Origin of the sequence: Phytohabitans maris, from assembly GCF_031085175.1 — a bacterium.
Lineage (GTDB): Bacteria > Actinomycetota > Actinomycetes > Mycobacteriales > Micromonosporaceae > Phytohabitans > Phytohabitans maris.
Genome location: NZ_JAVHUY010000003.1, coordinates 166,037 through 181,628, shown reverse-complemented (window position 1 = coordinate 181,628; position 15,592 = coordinate 166,037). Strand labels below are relative to the sequence as shown.

14 protein-coding genes are annotated in these 15,592 nt (G+C 71.9%); 9 read left to right on the top strand and 5 right to left on the bottom strand.

Annotation, left to right across the window (positions count from 1 at the left end; genetic code table 11):
* Positions 1-4: 4 nt before the first annotated feature.
* The gene (locus tag RB614_RS04105) at positions 5-1,489 is read right to left on the bottom strand and encodes a sulfatase family protein (protein ID WP_308710975.1); all 1,485 of its coding nucleotides are present in this window, start codon (positions 1,487-1,489) and stop codon (positions 5-7) included.
* Positions 1,490-1,852: 363 nt separating this feature from the next.
* Between RB614_RS04105 and RB614_RS04100 the strand changes: the two genes are divergently transcribed.
* The 9 genes from RB614_RS04100 to RB614_RS04060 all read left to right on the top strand — a co-directional run bounded on the left by RB614_RS04100 (position 1,853) and on the right by RB614_RS04060 (position 11,992).
* Positions 1,853-3,028 carry an ROK family transcriptional regulator gene (locus RB614_RS04100; protein ID WP_308710974.1) on the top strand — a complete coding sequence of 392 codons (1,176 nt, stop codon included), beginning with the start codon at positions 1,853-1,855 and terminating at the stop codon, positions 3,026-3,028.
* 9 nt (positions 3,029-3,037) lie between these two features.
* Positions 3,038-3,997, top strand: a complete 960-nt coding sequence (locus tag RB614_RS04095) for a glycoside hydrolase family protein (protein WP_308710973.1) — start codon at positions 3,038-3,040, stop codon at positions 3,995-3,997.
* An 11-nt stretch (positions 3,998-4,008) separates the two neighbouring features.
* Complete coding sequence (locus RB614_RS04090; protein ID WP_308710972.1) at positions 4,009-4,842, top strand: ABC transporter permease; 834 nt, start codon at positions 4,009-4,011, stop codon at positions 4,840-4,842.
* A complete protein-coding gene (locus RB614_RS04085) occupies positions 4,839-5,624 on the top strand; it encodes an ABC transporter ATP-binding protein (RefSeq protein ID WP_308710971.1) in 786 nt (261 codons plus the stop codon). The genes RB614_RS04090 and RB614_RS04085 overlap by 4 nt, the downstream gene beginning before the upstream one ends.
* On the top strand, positions 5,621-6,622 hold the full coding sequence (locus RB614_RS04080) for an aliphatic sulfonate ABC transporter substrate-binding protein (RefSeq protein WP_308710970.1): 1,002 nt from the start codon (positions 5,621-5,623) through the stop codon (positions 6,620-6,622). The genes RB614_RS04085 and RB614_RS04080 overlap by 4 nt, the downstream gene beginning before the upstream one ends.
* A 57-nt stretch (positions 6,623-6,679) precedes the next feature.
* Entirely contained in the window at positions 6,680-7,021 is a 342-nt protein-coding gene (locus RB614_RS04075) for a YidH family protein (RefSeq protein WP_308710969.1), read from the top strand.
* Entirely contained in the window at positions 7,009-7,335 is a 327-nt protein-coding gene (locus RB614_RS04070; RefSeq protein ID WP_308710968.1) for a DUF202 domain-containing protein, read from the top strand. The genes RB614_RS04075 and RB614_RS04070 overlap by 13 nt, the downstream gene beginning before the upstream one ends.
* A 96-nt stretch (positions 7,336-7,431) precedes the next feature.
* On the top strand, positions 7,432-9,324 hold the full coding sequence (locus RB614_RS04065; RefSeq protein ID WP_308710967.1) for a sulfatase family protein: 1,893 nt from the start codon (positions 7,432-7,434) through the stop codon (positions 9,322-9,324).
* 52 nt (positions 9,325-9,376) lie between these two features.
* Entirely contained in the window at positions 9,377-11,992 is a 2,616-nt protein-coding gene (locus tag RB614_RS04060) for a glycoside hydrolase family 3 protein (RefSeq protein ID WP_308710966.1), read from the top strand.
* 58 nt (positions 11,993-12,050) lie between these two features.
* Here RB614_RS04060 and RB614_RS04055 read toward each other — a convergent pair whose 3' ends face one another.
* The 4 genes from RB614_RS04055 to RB614_RS04040 all read right to left on the bottom strand — a co-directional run bounded on the left by RB614_RS04055 (position 12,051) and on the right by RB614_RS04040 (position 15,484).
* Positions 12,051-12,758, bottom strand: coding sequence for a hypothetical protein (locus tag RB614_RS04055; RefSeq protein ID WP_308710965.1), 708 nt, complete (start codon positions 12,756-12,758; stop codon positions 12,051-12,053).
* 101 nt (positions 12,759-12,859) lie between these two features.
* Entirely contained in the window at positions 12,860-13,180 is a 321-nt protein-coding gene (locus RB614_RS04050; RefSeq protein WP_308710964.1) for a DUF202 domain-containing protein, read from the bottom strand.
* 67 nt (positions 13,181-13,247) lie between these two features.
* Positions 13,248-13,601 (bottom strand): YidH family protein, encoded by a 354-nt coding sequence (locus tag RB614_RS04045; RefSeq protein WP_308710963.1) that lies wholly within the window; start codon positions 13,599-13,601, stop codon positions 13,248-13,250.
* The gene (locus RB614_RS04040) at positions 13,601-15,484 is read right to left on the bottom strand and encodes a sulfatase-like hydrolase/transferase (RefSeq protein ID WP_308710962.1); all 1,884 of its coding nucleotides are present in this window, start codon (positions 15,482-15,484) and stop codon (positions 13,601-13,603) included. The genes RB614_RS04045 and RB614_RS04040 overlap by 1 nt, the downstream gene beginning before the upstream one ends.
* Between the last annotated feature and the right edge of the window lie 108 nt (positions 15,485-15,592).

The window sequence follows — 15,592 nt, the reverse complement described above, 5'->3', positions numbered from 1 at the left end:
CCGCTCAGGCGGCGTCGAGCATCTGCTGGTACGTCAGGTAAGTGTCGCGCAGCGGGTCGCCGGTCCGGGTCATCCAGTCGGCGGTGAGGTCACGTTGCCGGCGCAGGGCAGCCCTGGCCGGCGGCGTGTGCTTGCCGGCGAGGTTGTGCAGGCAGTACGGGTCGCGCCCGAGGTCGTACAGCTCCTCTGGCGCGCGGCGCAGGTAGAAGTCGACGCGTGCGGCGAGGGCGGGGTCGGTCGCCGCCGCGGCGGTCATCGCCGGCCAGGTCAGCCCCTGCATGTTCTCCGCGCGGTAGTTCGTGGTGCCGTTCGACCAGGCGTTCCAGACGTACGCCCAGCGGCCGTCGTGGGTGGCGCGCATCTCGAACCGCTGCCGCGCGCTGGTCTCGTGGAAGACGGTGTGCACGCGGGTACGCCCGGTCTGGTGGCGCCCCTCCAGCAGGGAAGTGGGGTCGCGGCCGTCGATCCCGTCCGGGGGCCGGACCCCGGCGGCGCGGCAGAACAGCGGGAACAGGTCCATCGTGGAGACCATGTGTGCGCGGTCGGTGCTGCCGGGGCGGGTCTTGCCGGGCCAGCGTACGACCAGCGGGGTGTGCGTGCTGTGCGGGTACGCGTTGGCCTTGGCGAACGGCATCGCGGTGCCGTTGTCGGAGATGAAGACGACGATGGTGTCGTCGGCCAGGCCGGCGCGGGCGAGCTCGGCGAGGACGGCGGCGAAGACCTGGTCGGCGCGGCGGCTGCTGGACAGGTACTGCGCCTGCTCGGTGCGGACGTCGGGGAGGTCGGGCAGGAAGCCGGGCACGTCGGCGTCGCCGGGGCCGAAGACCTTGGCCGGGGGCGGCACGGTGGCCAGTTGCTCCGGGGTGAACATCTGCCGCTCCTGGAGGCTGCCGTGGTATGGCCGGTGCGGGTCGTGGGCGTTCGCCATCATGAAGAACGGCCGCCGCTCCCGCTTGGCCAGGCGAAACACGTCCGCGGCGCCGGCGGCGTAGACGGCGGGGTCCCGCCCCATGCCCAGGCCCTCCTGGTCGATGGCGTAGTCCCAGGCGTAGCGCTCGATCGGCGCGAGATGGGTGACCTTTCCCAGGATGCCGGTGAGGTAGTCGCGCTCGCGCAATGACTCGTTGAGGATCGGCACGTCGTCGCGGACCGGTCCGAAGCCCTCGGCGCCGTTGCGGTGCGGGTAGCGGCCGGTCAGCAGCGCCGACCGGCTCGGCTGGCAGACGGCGAGCGGGACGTGGGCGCGGTGGAAGGACATGCTCTGCCGGGCGAACCGGTCGAGCGCGGGGGTGACGTCGCGGTGGCCGCCGAAGCAGCCGGGCGTGGCGAAGTCCATGTCGTCGACGGTGAACAGCAGGATGTTCGGCGGCCGGTGCCCGCCGGTGCCGTGGGCCTGGGCGGGTCCGGCGTCCGCGGTGGCGGCGACCGGGGCGGCGGCGACGGCGGCCGCGGTGGACAGCAGGGTACGCCGGGACAGGGGTGTGCTCATGGTGCCCCCTCGTGGGATGGGAGTGGCCATGGGGACAGGCGGGAAGCGTCCAGAAAGGGACGCGGTGGGGTGGGCTGCGGGGCGGCCGCGCCGTCTTAATAACTAGGAGTGAAAAATTAGGGCTCGGGCTACATCGGGGTCAATGGCTGTGATTAAACCGTTACTTTTGATGGGGACATCAGTGCTGAACAGGCTGTTCGCGAGTCTTTGCTTCCTCGTTCCTTGTGTGCCACCAAGATCATGTAACGATAAGGTTTCGGGGGTTGACCTTGAGGGGTGCCGGGCGTCTACTTCTTCACTACCAGTTAGCAATTACTTCGCCTGGTCGCGGCGTTGGTCGCGAGGCGGATCACGAGGGTGGCGATGAGCGAGCGACGCACACCGGTTCAGGACGTCCGGCGGCTGCACCGCGGGATGGTCCTGCAGAGCCTGCGGGACGAGGGCGCCCAGCCCCGTGTCGAGCTCGCCCGCCGGCTGGGGCTCTCGGCCACCACGATGACCAAGGTCGTCGGGCAGCTGCTCGACGAGGGCGTCGTCGTGGAAGGGGAGTCGGAAGGCGTGGGCGGTCGCGTCGGGCGCCCGTCGGTGGACGTCCGTCTCAAGCCGGACGCCCGCCAGGTGATTGGCATCCATGTCGGTGCCGGTGCGGTCCAGCTCGGACTCTGCGATCTGACCGCCCGCGTGGGGCACACCGGCGCGTTCACGTACGACCTGGCCGAGCGGCCGGAGCGGGTGGCGGCCCGGGTCGTGGACGCGGCGGTTGACCTGCTGGCCCGTGCCGGTCTGCCGCGCGGCCGGCTCCTGGGCATCGGTGTGGCCGCACCGGGGCCGGTTGACCCGGCCCACCGGGTCAACGTGCTCTCGGTCAACCTCGGCTGGCGCGACGTGCCGTTCAGCGACATCCTCGAGCGGGAGCTCGGCGCCGCCACGGTCGTCGACCACAACGTGCGTTCCATGGCACTGGCCGAGGCGCGATACGGGCAGGCCGCCGGCGTGGACCCGCTGTTGTACGTCCACGTGCGGTTCGGTCTCGGCGCTGGCGTGGTCATCGGCGGCAAGCCGTTCCGCTCCGGCCCCTACGGCGTCACGGAGCTGGGCCACCTGCGGGTCGTGGAGAAGGGCCGCCGGTGTGCCTGCGGTGCGATCGGCTGCCTGGAGACCGTGGTGTCCGAGCCGTACGTGGTGGAGCAGCTCGCCACGGTGCTGGGCCACGAGTCGTCCCGCCCGATGCGGGACCTCGCCCGCCTCGCCGAGGGCGGGGACGAGCGCGCGGTGTCCATCCTGGACGATCTGGTCGACTACCTCACGACCGGCCTGGCCAGCGCCGTCAACCTGCTCAACCCCGAGCTGATCGTGCTCGGCGGGATCTTCGACGCCGCGCCGGACAGCGTGTTCGACAAGGTCCGTTCGGTCCTGCATGACAAGGCGTTTCCGATCCTGCGCGACGTGGTCCGGGTGGATCGCCCCACGTTCGGGATCAACGCCGGTGTGGTCGGCAGCGCCGCCGTCGCACTCGACCGCTTCTTCTACAACCCCTAGGAATGCTCGATGAACCGTGTGTACGCTCCGCTGCCGACGTTCGACCCGATGGCCGGTGACGTGATCCTGAGCCCAGAGAAGCACGAGGCCGGCTACTGGGTCGGCTGCGCCGGCGTCCTCTACGACGGCGGCCGGTTCTGGCTCACGTACCGCCAGCGCCGCCCCCGCGGGGCGCAGGCCGAGCGCGGCTGGCGGTGCGCGGTGGCGGCCAGCGACGACGGCGTCGACTTCACCGACGTCTGGTCGGTCCACAAGGACGAGCTGCGTTCGTCGTCCATGGAACGCTTCTGCCTGCTGCCCGACGGCGGCAGCGGCTTCCGGCTCTATCTGTCCTATGTGGACCCAGTGGACAACCGGTGGCGGATCGACGTGCTGAACGCGGCCGACCCGGCCAAGTTCGACATCGCCACCGGCCGGCCGGTGCTCAGCGCCGCCTCGACCGGCACCGAGGGCGTCAAGGACCCGTACGTCGTCCAGGTCGGCCCGGTGACCTACATGTTCGTCAGCTACGCCGCCGCGCTGGACGGGGTCGGCGCCGCCGCCCACGCCACCGGCGACATCTACAACGTCGGCGCGACCACCCACCCGACCGGCCTGGCCACCAGCCTGGACGGGGAGAGCTTCGACTGGCACGGCCAGGTGCTCGGCGTGGGGGAGGGGTGGAACCGGTACCAGGCCCGGCTCAACAGCGTGGTGCCGATGCCGAACGGCGGCTACGTCGGCTTCTACGACGGATCCGCCTCGCACGAGGAGAACTACGAGGAGCGGTGCGGGATCGCGGTCTCCGCGGACCTGTTCACCTGGCACCGGCTCTCCGACGACCGACCGTGGGTCACGTCCGGCCAGGCCAGCGGCTCGGTGCGGTACGTCGACGCGCACCTGATCGACGGCCAGTGGTGGCTCTACTACGAGATGACCCGCGCCGACCTGGCCCACGAACTGCGGCTGATCCGCATCCCGGCGGCTTAGGGAGCAAGGCGATGACCTCCACGATCCCGGTGCGCGGCGCCCCGCCCGGCGCCACCGCGCCGCCCGGCCGGTCCAGGGCTGGCCGCCGGCCCAACCGCACCTCGCTGCGCATGCTCGGGCTCAACGCGGTCGCCGTCGCCATCGGCCTCGCGGTCTGGGCCGGCCTGGCCCGGGCCGGCGTCGAAGGGCTGCCCGGTCCGCTCGCGGTCGCCGACCGGGGCTGGGACCTGATCGAGAGTGGCACCCTGCTCGAGGACACCGCCGCGAGCCTGCGCCGGGTGTTCATCGGGTTCCTACTGGGTAGCCTGCTGGCCGTACCGGTCGGCTTCCTGATGGGCTGGTACGTCACCGCGCGCGGGCTCATCGAGCCGTACGTGCAGTTCTTCCGCACCATCCCGCCACTGGCGATCATCCCGCTCGCGATCGTGCTGCTCGGCATCGGCGAGACACCGAAGATCTTCGTCATCACCCTCGCCGCGTTCCTGTCCAGCGTCATCAGCACGTTCCAGGGCGTGGTGAGCGTCGACAAGACGCTGATCAACGCCGCGCGGGTGCTCGGCGCCGGCGACGGGGTGACGTTCCGCCGGGTGGTCGTGCCGGCCTCCTCGCCGTTCATCCTCGTCGGGATGCGGATCGGGCTCGGCTCGGCGTGGGCGACGCTGGTGGCCGCCGAGCTCATCGCCGCGCAGCAGGGCGTCGGTTACCGGATGCAGCAGGCGCAGCTCTACTACGACCTGCCCACCATCTTCGTCGGACTGATCACCATCGGCGTCCTCGGACTGATCATGGACCGGATCCTGCTGCTCGTCGAGCGGCGGCTGACCCGCTGGCAGGAGCGCCGATGACCACGAAGATCTCCTTTCAGCAGACCAGCTGCGCCTTCCTGGTCAACGGCGCGGACTTCCTCGCGGTGGACCGGGTCGACCTCGACATCGCCGACCGCGAGGTGGTCACCGTCGTCGGCCCCTCCGGATGCGGCAAGTCCACCCTGCTCAACATGGCCGCCGGCCTGGTCAACCCGACCGGCGGGCAGGTGTACGTGGACGGCGTACCGGTGCGCGAGCCGGGCCCCGAGCGCGGCGTGATCTTCCAGCAGTACGCGCTGTTCCCGTGGCTGACCGTGCGGTCCAATGTGGAGTTCGGCCTCACGCTCCAGCGCGGCGTGAGCCGGGCCGAGCGGCGCCGCCGCGCGCAGCACTTCATCGACCTGGTCGGGCTGACCGACTTCGCCGACGCGTTACCCAAGACGCTCTCCGGCGGCATGCGACAGCGCTGCGCGATCGCGCGCGCCTACGCGGTGAACCCCAGCATCCTGCTCATGGACGAGCCGTTCGGTGCGCTGGACGCGCTCACCCGGGTGCAGATGCAGGACCAACTGTTGCGGGCCTGGAGCGCCGAGCAACGCACCATCATGTTCATCACCCACGACGTGGACGAGGCCGTGTACCTGGCCAACCGGGTCGTCGTCATGGCCGCTCGCCCCGGCCGCATCAAGGAGATCATCCCGGTCGAGCTGCCGTACCCCCGGACCGAGGCGCACCGCCTCTCCCCGGAGTTCACCGAGATCCGCAATCGCGTCTGGCATGCCGTGTACCACCAGGCGCTGGAGGAGGACCGAGCGACATGAGGCACATCGATAGACGAGCGTTCCTGACCGGCCTGATCGCGGCCGGCGTGGTGGTGGGCACCGCGGCATGTGGCGACGACAACGGCGACGAGGGGAGCGGCGGCGACCCGCAGACGGTGAACGTCGGGTACATCGCCGACTTCAACGGCGCCAGCCTGGTCGCCGTCGCCCAGGAGCAGGGCCTGTGGGCCAAGCACGGGCTCAAGGCCAACCTCAAGGTGTTCACCAACGGGCCGCTGCAGGTGCAGGCGCTCAACGCCGGCGACCTCGACTTCGGGTACCTCGGGCCGGGCGCGCTCTGGCTGCCCGCCTCCGGGCAGGCCAAGGTGATCGCGGTCAACTCGCTCGGCCTGGCCGACCGGGTGATCGCCAAGCCCGGCATCACCTCGGTCGCCGCCCTCAAGGGCAAGACCGTCGGCGTACCGGAGGGTACCTCGGGCGACATGATCCTGCGGCTCGCGCTCGCCCAGGCCGGGCTGACCATGGACGACGTCAAGAAGGTCGCGATGGACGCCAGCACCGTCGTCACCGCGTTCGGCTCCGGGCAGATCGACGCGGCCGGCATCTGGTACCCGCTGGTCGGCACCATCAAGAAGCAGGTGCCCGACCTGGTGGAGCTGGCCAAGAACGAGGACTTCCCGCAGACCAGCTTCCCGACCGTCTTCGTGGCCCGCAACGAGGTGGCCGACACCAAGAAGGACCTGACCGCCAAGATGGCCGGGCTGATCCGCGAGGCCACCGACTACCGGGCCGCCAACCTCGACCAGGCCATCGCCGCCACCGTGAAACTCACCCAGGGACCGGAGGCCAACTTCAAGGCCGAGGCGGAGAACGTCCGCCTGCTGACCAGCGCCGAGATCGACGCGGCCACCGCCGACGGCTCGGTCGTCAAGTGGTTCACGGGCCTCAACGAGCTGTTCGTCTCGTTCGGCAAGCTGCAGACGGCGACCGACCCGGCCACCTACTACCTCGGCGACGTCTACACGTCCGCCAAGTAAGCCGCTACGGGCCGCCGGAGATCCGGCCGGCGGCCCGGTCTGGATGGGAGGGGCACGGTGCCGGACGAGCTGCGCGCGGTCGGGAGCGAGCCGGACTACCGGTTCTCCCTGGCCAACGAACGCACCATGCTCGCCTACCTGCGCACCGCCCTGGCGCTGATCGCCGCCGGCGTCGCCCTCCTGCAGGTGTTCGACCATCCGTTGGACACCGCGGCCGGCGCGGTGCTCGTCGGCGCCGGCGTCGCGGTAGCCGCCAACAGCTACCGCCGCTGGCGGCGCGTGGAGGAGGCCCTGCGCCGGGACGAACCGCTGCCGTTCAGCCGGGTGCCGGCGGCGGCCGCGGTGGTCCTCGTGGCGGTCGCCGCCGCCGTCCTCATCGGACGGTTGTGGCAGCCGTGACCGGCAGCGGCAGTCAGCGCGACCCGGGGCTGCAACCGGAGCGGACCCTGCTGTCCTGGTGGCGCACCGCCCTCGCGGTGACCGCCGGCGGCGCCGTCCTGCTCCGGTACGCCACACCGCACACCGCCCCAACCGTCGCGGCGGCCGGCGCGCTCGCTGCCGCGGCGCTGGCCACCCTGCTCTGCGCCCGCTCACGGGCGGCGGACCACCGGGCCGGCCGGCTCGGCGCGCCACCCCCACGACTCGTCCTCGGCCTCACCGCCGCCACCGTCACCGCGGGTGCCTCGGCTGCGGCGCTCGTCCTGCTGGCCTAACCACCCCACCGATCCCCACACCGTCGCCGCCCGGCCGGGCACCCCTTGGGTGCCGTGCGCCCGGCGAACCCCCACCCCACGTTCGGAGGGCACCGAATGCAACGACCGCGCATCTCCCGACGAAGCATCCTGGCGACCACCGGCGCCGCCGCCACCGCGGCCGCGATTCCCGGTACCGCCTGGGCCGGCGCGCCCCGGCCGGGCGACCCGAGGCCGCACGGGCGCCCCAACATCCTCTGGCTGGTCAGTGAGGACAACAACCCTTACGTCGGGGCGTACGGCGACCGCCTGGCCCGGACACCCACCATCGACGGGCTCGCCCGCGACGGCGTGCGCTACCGCAACGCGTTCAGCGTCGCCCCGGTCTGCGCCCCGTCCCGGTTCGCCATCGTCACCGGCGTTTGCCCCGAGTCGGTCGGCCCGGCGGAGAACATGCGGGCCGACAGCACCCTGCCGGGGTTCATGAAGGGCTTTCCCGAGTACCTGCGGCAGGCCGGCTACTACTGCACCAACAACAGCAAGACCGACTACAACACGACGATCGACATGGCCGCCACCTGGGACGCCAGCAGCGGCACGGCGCACTGGCGCGACCGCCCCGACGGCGCCCCGTTCTTCGCCGTCTTCAACTACCTGACCACGCACGAGTCGCAGCTGTTCAACGCCCCCACCGGCGCCACCGACCCGGCGGCGGTGCGGGTACCGGCGTTCCTGCCGGACACCCCGAACGTGCGCAACGACCGCGCCCACCAGTACGACCGCATGGCCCAGATGGACGCGCAGCTGGCTGCCCGGCTGGCCGAGCTCGACGCCGACGGGCTCACCGAGGACACCATCGTGTTCTACTACGGCGACAACGGCGGTGTGATGCCGTGGAGCAAGCGGCACGCCAAGGACAACGGCCTGCGCGTACCGCTGGTCGTCCGCTTCCCGCGCAAGTGGGCGCACCTCGCCCCCGCGCGGGCCGGCTCGGTGCTCGACGCGCCGGTCACGCTGATGGACCTCGGCCCGACCGTGCTGGCCCTGGCCGGCGTCCCGGTACCGGACTATGTGGACGGTCAGGTGCTCGCCGGCCTGCGGCGCTCCCGCCCGGCGGCGTACGCGTTCGGCGGCCGGACCCGGATGGACGAGCGCTACGACTTCGTCCGGACCGTCTCGGACGGCCGGCTGCGGTACATCCGCAACTACGCCCCGCACCGCCCGTACGGTCAGGTCAACGCCTACGCCTGGCAGCTCAGGTCCTATCAGGACTGGGAGCAGGCGCACCTGGACGGCACACTCGACGAGGTCCAGGAGCGGTTCTGGCGCGAGCGTCCGGCCGAGGAGCTGTACGACACGCACGCCGACCCGGACGGGCTGCACAACCTGGCCGGCAGCCCCCGCCACCGCGCCGACCTCAACCGGCTGCGCCGCGCCCTCGACGAGCACATCTTCGAGGTCAACGACAACGGCTTCATCCCGGAGGGATCGCCGGTCGAGGGCTACGCGAACTCCCGGGTCCCCGGCGCCTACCCGCTGCGGCAGGTCAAGGCCCTGGCCGACAAGGCGATCGAACGGAAGGCGGCCAACGCCCGCCACTTCCTCAAGGAGCTGGGCGCGGACAACTACATCCTGCGGTATTGGGCGGCCCAGGGCCTGCTGATGCTCGCGTCCCGCGACTGCGCGGCACACCGGCGCGAGATCGAGCGGCGCTGGGACACCGAACAGTCCCCGCACGTCAAGGTGGTGCTCAGCGAGATCCTGGTCAAGCTCGGCTCGCAGCGCCCGGCCGTCACCTGGCTGACCGACACGCTGGACAACCACGAGAACGCCCGCGTACGGCTGCAGGCGGTCAACGCCCTCACCTACGTCGGCGCCGCCGCCCTGCCCGCGCTACCGGCGCTGGACCGCGCCGTCGCCGGCTCCGACCAGTTCCTGCGCAACTGCGGCCGCTACCTCGGCCTCGTCCTGCGCGGCGAGTACACCCCACAGACCCGGCTCTTCATCTGACCCACCGTTCCACGCACGCCGGCCCTGGCGTGCGCGCAAGGAGGCCAACCTGATGTTCAGATCCCTACTCAGACCGCGACTGCGGCGCACCCTCGCGGCGGCCGCGGCCACCGCCGTGGGCGCGGCCCTGCTGACCGGAACGCCGGCGGCAGCCGAGGACGACCGGCCCTGGCTGGACACCTCGCTCTCCCCGGAGATCCGCGCCTACCTGCTCGTCAACCAGATGACCCTGGAGGAGAAGTCCGGGGTGCTCTACGGCTACGGCACCCGGGTGGTCGGCGACCAGACCTGGCAGGTGTACGTCAAGGGCATCGAGCGGCTCGGCGTACCCGACATGGTCCAGGGCGACTCGCCGGTCGGCATCTACCAGGGCACCAACGCCGCGACCCAGATGCCCGCGTCGGTCGCCCTCGGCGCCACCTTCTCCCGCACGGACGCCTACACCTACGGCGACGTGCTCGGCGCCGAGTTCCGCGCCACCGGGTACGGCGTCCTGCACGGCCCCAACGTCGACGTGCAGCGCGACCCGCGCCACGGCCGCGCCTTCGAGACCTACGGCGAGGACCCGTACCTGACCGGCGCGCTCGCCACCGAGTACGTCAAGGGCGCGCAGAGCAACGACATCATCGCCGACGCCAAGCACTACGCGGTCAACACCCAGGAGACCAACCGGCAGACGGTCGACGTGAACATCGACAAGCGGACGCTGCACGAGCTGTACCTGGCGCCGTTCCAGAACGTCGTGCAGGACGGCGACATCGGCATGATCATGTGCGCCTACAACAAGATCAACACCGTGTACGCCTGCGACAACGAGTACCTCATGCAGGACGTGCTGCGGGACCGCTGGGGCTTCGACGGCATCGTCCGCACCGACGCCGGCGCCGCGCACCAGATGGAGTCGCTGCTGATCGGGCTGGACCAGGAGTTCCGCTCGGTCTCCCAGTTCGGGCAGAAGCTCATCGACGCGGTCCGGGCCGGCACCATCGCGGAGTCGGCGGTCGACGACACCGTCCGCCGTATCTTCCGCACCATGATCGAGTACGGCATCTTCGACAACCCGCCCCAGCGCACCGGCGCCGACCTGCCCACCAGCGCGCAGAAGGCGCAGCAGCTCGCGGAGAGCTCGGCGGTGCTGCTGCGCAACGAGCGCAAGACGCTGCCGTTCGACGCGGCCACGACCGACCGGATCGCGGTCATCGGCACGAACGTCGACGACACGCTCACCGGCGGCGGCCCCTCGAACCCGGCCCCGCAGGGCAAGGACACCATCCTGCAGGCCGTCAAGGACCGGGTCCCCGGCGCGACCGTCGACTACCAGCCCGGCGTCGACCCGGTCTACAGCATCGCGATGCTGAGCGGCTACCCGCAGATCCCGTCCGGCGCGCTGGCCGCCGCCGACGGCGCCCGCGGCGCCACCGCCACCTACACCCGGGCCGACGGCAGCCAGATCGCCACCCGTACCGACGCCTGCCTCTGCTCGGCACCGGCCAGCAGCTTCCTCGGCACGATCCTGGGCCAGCAGGCGATGCCGAGCGGCACCGCCGGCGCGGTCTGGACCTCCCGCCTCACCGCCGACAAGGCCGGCACGTACGGCTTCGACGTGGCCGCCGCCGGCACCGCCAAGCTGTACCTGGACGGCAAGCTGGTCATCGACGCGACCAACACCACGGCCGCGCCCAAGGCCGCGTCGCTGCACCTGCGCAAGGGCGCGCACGACATCAAGGTCGAGTTCACCCCCTCCAGCGCGTCCGCCCAGCTCAAGGTGGGCTGGAAGGCCCCGGCCGGCGCCCAGGACGCGAACATCGCGGCCGCCGTCGAGGCCGCCCGCAAGGCCGACGTCGCCGTCGTCTCAGTGCGCGACGTGGAGTCCGAGGGCTCGGACCGGCCCAGCCTGACCCTGCCCAACGACCAGGACCGGCTGATCGCCGCCGTCACTGCCGCCAACCCGCGGACCGTGGTCGTCGTCAACACCGGCGCGGCCATCACCATGCCGTGGAACGGCGACGTGGGCGCGATCCTGCAGGCCTGGTACGGCGGCACCCGGGGCGGGGCCGCGATCGCCCGGCTCCTCTTCGGCGACGTCAACCCCTCCGGCCGGCTGCCCGTCTCCTTCCCCAAGAAGGAGAGCCACCTGCCAACCTACACAGTGGAGCAGTTCCCCGGCGTCAACCTCGTGGCAACGTACAGCGAAGGGCTGAGCACCGGCTACCGCTACTACAACGCCCCGAAGACACCGGACGCCCTCTACCCGTTCGGCTACGGGCTGTCGTACACCAAGTTCAACTACGCCAACCTCAAGATCGACCGCACGGCGTTCCAGGCCGGCACCGCCGGCGCCGACGGGACGCTGCGCGGACAGTACGGCCTGACCGCCACCTTCAAGGTCAAGAACACCGGCAAGGTGGCCGGGTCCGTCGTACCGCAAATCTACGTCGAGTACCCGAAGGCCGCCGGCGAACCCGCGCCGCTGCTCAAGGGGTTCGAGAAGGTGGAGCTGGCACCGGGCGAGAGCAAAACCGTCACCATCCCCCTCGACCAGCGCGCCTTCTCCGTCTACGACGGCCAGGCGGACACCTGGACGGTGCCGACCGGCAACTACAAACTCCACGTCGGCGACTCCTCCACCGACTACCGGCTCTCCACCACGGTCAAGGTAACCCGGTAGCCGTTCCACGCCCCGTGGGCCGCGCCGCCCCCCCGCGGCGCGGCCCCCCACGTTCGGGCTACCGGTGGCTGCGGCGCTGGCTGAAGAGCCAGTCGAGGACGACCGGGTTGGAGTAGGTGGGGATCCAGGAGTGGTGCCCGCTGACCGGTGTGGTGCCCGCCGGGTAGGTGGTGAACAGGTGGTCGCCGCCGCCGCGGACCGCCTGCCGCCACAGCGCGGCGGCCTGCGCAGAGGCGGTGCTGACCGGCGCGTGGCCCCGGCCAGCCGCGATCGGGCCGGTCTGGGTGATCTGGTACGCCCCGTCCAGGGGGTAGGCGCGGTCGCCGGAGGAGTACGCGTACGCCGAGTTCGCGTCGGCGATGTCCAGCTTGAGGACGAGGAACCTGCCTGGGCGCGGCCGGGCCGAGGGGCCGGCCTCGCCCGCGGTGTAGGCGCGGGTGACGGTCCGGGGCGCCACCGAGGTCGGGCCGTTGCCGGCGAGCGTGGCGACGACCTCGAACGCGGCCGGGTCGATCGCCGTCCCGTGCCGGAGGACGATCGGGCGGGAGTACTCGACGACGACCGTGGTGACCCGCGCCCCGACCGGTTCGACCTGGACGAAGAGCGTGGCGTCGAGCGGGACGGGTACCGCAGGCGTGGCCGCGGCCGGGCCGCCGGTGGCGAGTGAGCCGGTGACGAGGACGGCCGCCGTGGCGGCGCCACCGCCCAGGATCTGGCGCCGGGAGGCGCGGACCGGTGGCGGAGTGGTTCGTGGGGGCGTTCGCATGGTGCACTCCTGTTCTATGGCGTGGGCTGCCGGGTGGCAGCGCGGTGCCCGTGGGGTGGGGTGCGGTGCCGGGCGGCCGGAGACGGCGGCCGCCGTCCGGGTCAAGGTCCGGGTGGGGCGATCAGCAGGGTGGCCAGGGCCAGGAGGCCGCAGACGGCGACGAGGCCGGCGACGGTCAGCAGTCGAGCGGGTGCGGCGGTGGGGGTCGAGGAGCGGGCCGCCGGTTCGAGGCGGGAACGGCGGGCGCGGACGGCGGCGAGGGCGAGGACGGTGGCCGTGGCGGCGGCGAGCAGGAGCAAGGGGTCGCCGATGTGGACGCCGAGCCGGGCGAGCAGGACGGCGTCGGCCGCGGCGACCGCCGCGGTCCTGGTCCAGGCGAGGGCCGTCCGCTCGACCTGCAGGCCGCGGTCGGAACCGCTCATGCCCGTGCTCGTCTCGCCGCGGGCGGGCACAGGGCTCGACCCGCACCGAGCCGGGTGACCCGCTCGCTCATGCGACGAAGGCGAGGACGATCATGCCGGCGCCGAGGGCGGCGAGGGCGGTGGAGACGGCGGCCATGAGATAGGTGAACGGGATGCCGTGCCCGAGCCGCATCGCGCGCTGGACGCGGGCCCAGCGCCGGTACGCGGCCACGGGCAGCGCGCTGCCGGCGAGGGCGAGGAGGGCGGCGAGGACGGTACGGGTGCCGGCGAGCGCGGAGGCGGGCAGGAACTGGATGACGGCGATGGCGCCGGCGAGCAGGGCGAGCGCGGTACGGATCCAGGCGAGGAAGGTGCGTTCGTTGGCGAGGGAGAAGCGGTAGTCCGGTTCTTCTCCCTCCTGGTGCCAACGGGGCTGACGCATCAGCCCATGCCGCCGTAGATCTTCGTGGTGGGGGTGTAGGTGCCGGCGAGGACGTGGTTGAGGTAGCGGCCGGCGTTGCCGAGGTACTCGTCGGGCAGCGCCGCGGCCCGCTCGACGACGGCCTTGTACGGCATGGCCGCGACGCCGACGAAGGTGAGCGCGTTCAACGCCTGTAGCCGTACCCAGGTGTTGGGGTGGGTGTCGAGGGTCTCGGCGAGGAACTTGACGGAGTGCTGGGTGTGGCCGAGCCGGGCCAGCGCCTCGGCGAGCGGGATCCGTACGTACACCGAGGGTTCGGCGTGGAACGTCGCGGTCATCGCCTGTGCCACGGCGCCGGCGTGGGTGCCGAGCCCGAGCAGCCCTTGCGCGGCCCAGAAGCGGACGATGTCGTTGCCGTGGTCCAGGTACCGCAGGAGTTGGTCGAGCTTGCCGGGGTCGCGGCGGGCGGCGAGCTCGGCGACCTTCATGACCAGTGCCAGCGGGTACGCGCCGGGGGCGCGGCTCTGCTGGTAGCCCTCGACGGGGTGGCTTTCGGGGATGAAGCTGTTGTCGTTGATGGCGACCATGTGCGCGTCCAGGGACCGGCGCAGGCGTTCCAATGTGGAGGAGTGGCGGCGGCTGCCGGCGAGGTTGGTGACCTGGTCGGGGTCGTCGTGTAGGTCGTACAGCTCCTCGAACGGCTTCTCGTCCCAGAACCGTTCCTGGGTCGGGTTCAGTGTGCCGTCCAGGTGGGCCTGTTCCCAGATCTGGTAGATCGGCAGCTGCCACATGTAGCCGGCGTTCTGCCCGTACGGCCGGTGCGGCAGGTAGTTGCGGATGTAGAGGTAGCGGCTGTCGCGGGCGGCGCGTTGCAGGTCGTAGCGTTCGCCCATGCGGCTGCGCCCGCCGACGGTGACCTGTTGCCGGCGCGGCCGGCGGCCGAGGATCGGCTGGCCCTGCATGTGCTCCGGTGGCCGCAGGCCGGCCAGGTGCAGCACGGTCGGGGCGAAGTCGACGCCGTGCACGGGTGAGCTGACGTGCCCGCCGGGCGGTTCGGGTGCCAGGTGCCGCCACTTGGGCGGGATCCGGATGACGAGCGGGATGTGCAGGCCGCGGTCGTTGGCGTAGCGCTTGCTCCACGGCATGACGCCGCCGTTGTCGCCGAAGTAGAAGACGATCGTGTCGTCGGCGAGTCCGTCGGCGTCGAGCTCGGCCAGGCGCTTGCCGAGTTCGGCGTCGGCGACGGCCTGGCGGTTGTAGAAGTGCGCGATCCCGCGCCGTACCTCGGGTGTGTCCGGCAGGAAGGCGGGGACGTGGACGTCGGCGGGGTCGGTGATGCCGTCGGTGACGGCGAACATCTGCGACTCGTGGTTGGTCATCGTGGTGAACTGCGCGAAGAACGGCGTGCCGGCCGGCCGGTTGCGCCAGTGCGCGCTGCCGCTGGAGGCGTTCCAGGTGGCGGCGAGGTCGATCGGGGCGTTGTAGTCGGTCTTGGAGTTGTTGGTGGTGTAGTAGCCGGCCTGGCGCAGGTACTCGGGGAAGCCGCGTACGGTGTCGGGGATCTTCGCGGTGGCGCGCATGTGCTGGGCCGGGCCGGCGGTCTCCGGGTAGAGGCCGGTGAGGTAGGCGAAGCGGGACGGCGCGCAGATCGGGGCGGCGCTGTAGGCGACGTCGAAGCGGATGCCGCCTTGGGCGAGCGCGTCGATGTGGGGTGTCCGGGCGACCCGGTCGCCGTAGGCGCCGTTGTAGGGGCCGTTGTCCTCGGTGAGGAACCACAGGAAGTTCGGCCGCTGCGCGGGTTCGTGCGCTTCGGCGGCGGTGGTGAGGCCGGGCAGGGTCGCGGCGACGACGCCGCCGGCGCCGGCGGCCAGCAGGGCGCGCCGGGAGAGGTCGGGGTTGGTCACGGGAGCTCCTGTCGTGGGGGGCGGGGGGGGGGGGGGGGGGGGGGGGGCCCCCCGCCCCGGGGGGGGGGGGGGGGGGGGGGGGGGGGGGGGGGGGGGGGGGGGGGGGGG

What these genes read in the sequence shown, in the direction of transcription:
- RB614_RS04060 (WP_308710966.1), top strand. Translation starts at nt 9,377, where the DNA reads ATGTTCAGATCCCTACTCAGACCGCGACTGCGGCGCACCCTCGCGGCG.
- RB614_RS04045 (WP_308710963.1), bottom strand. Translation starts at nt 13,601, where the DNA reads ATGCGTCAGCCCCGTTGGCACCAGGAGGGAGAAGAACCGGACTACCGC.
- RB614_RS04095 (WP_308710973.1), top strand. Translation starts at nt 3,038, where the DNA reads ATGAACCGTGTGTACGCTCCGCTGCCGACGTTCGACCCGATGGCCGGT.
- RB614_RS04080 (WP_308710970.1), top strand. Translation starts at nt 5,621, where the DNA reads ATGAGGCACATCGATAGACGAGCGTTCCTGACCGGCCTGATCGCGGCC.
- RB614_RS04065 (WP_308710967.1), top strand. Translation starts at nt 7,432, where the DNA reads ATGCAACGACCGCGCATCTCCCGACGAAGCATCCTGGCGACCACCGGC.
- RB614_RS04090 (WP_308710972.1), top strand. Translation starts at nt 4,009, where the DNA reads ATGACCTCCACGATCCCGGTGCGCGGCGCCCCGCCCGGCGCCACCGCG.
- RB614_RS04100 (WP_308710974.1), top strand. Translation starts at nt 1,853, where the DNA reads ATGAGCGAGCGACGCACACCGGTTCAGGACGTCCGGCGGCTGCACCGC.
- RB614_RS04050 (WP_308710964.1), bottom strand. Translation starts at nt 13,180, where the DNA reads ATGAGCGGTTCCGACCGCGGCCTGCAGGTCGAGCGGACGGCCCTCGCC.
- RB614_RS04105 (WP_308710975.1), bottom strand. Translation starts at nt 1,489, where the DNA reads ATGAGCACACCCCTGTCCCGGCGTACCCTGCTGTCCACCGCGGCCGCC.
- RB614_RS04055 (WP_308710965.1), bottom strand. Translation starts at nt 12,758, where the DNA reads ATGCGAACGCCCCCACGAACCACTCCGCCACCGGTCCGCGCCTCCCGG.
- RB614_RS04085 (WP_308710971.1), top strand. Translation starts at nt 4,839, where the DNA reads ATGACCACGAAGATCTCCTTTCAGCAGACCAGCTGCGCCTTCCTGGTC.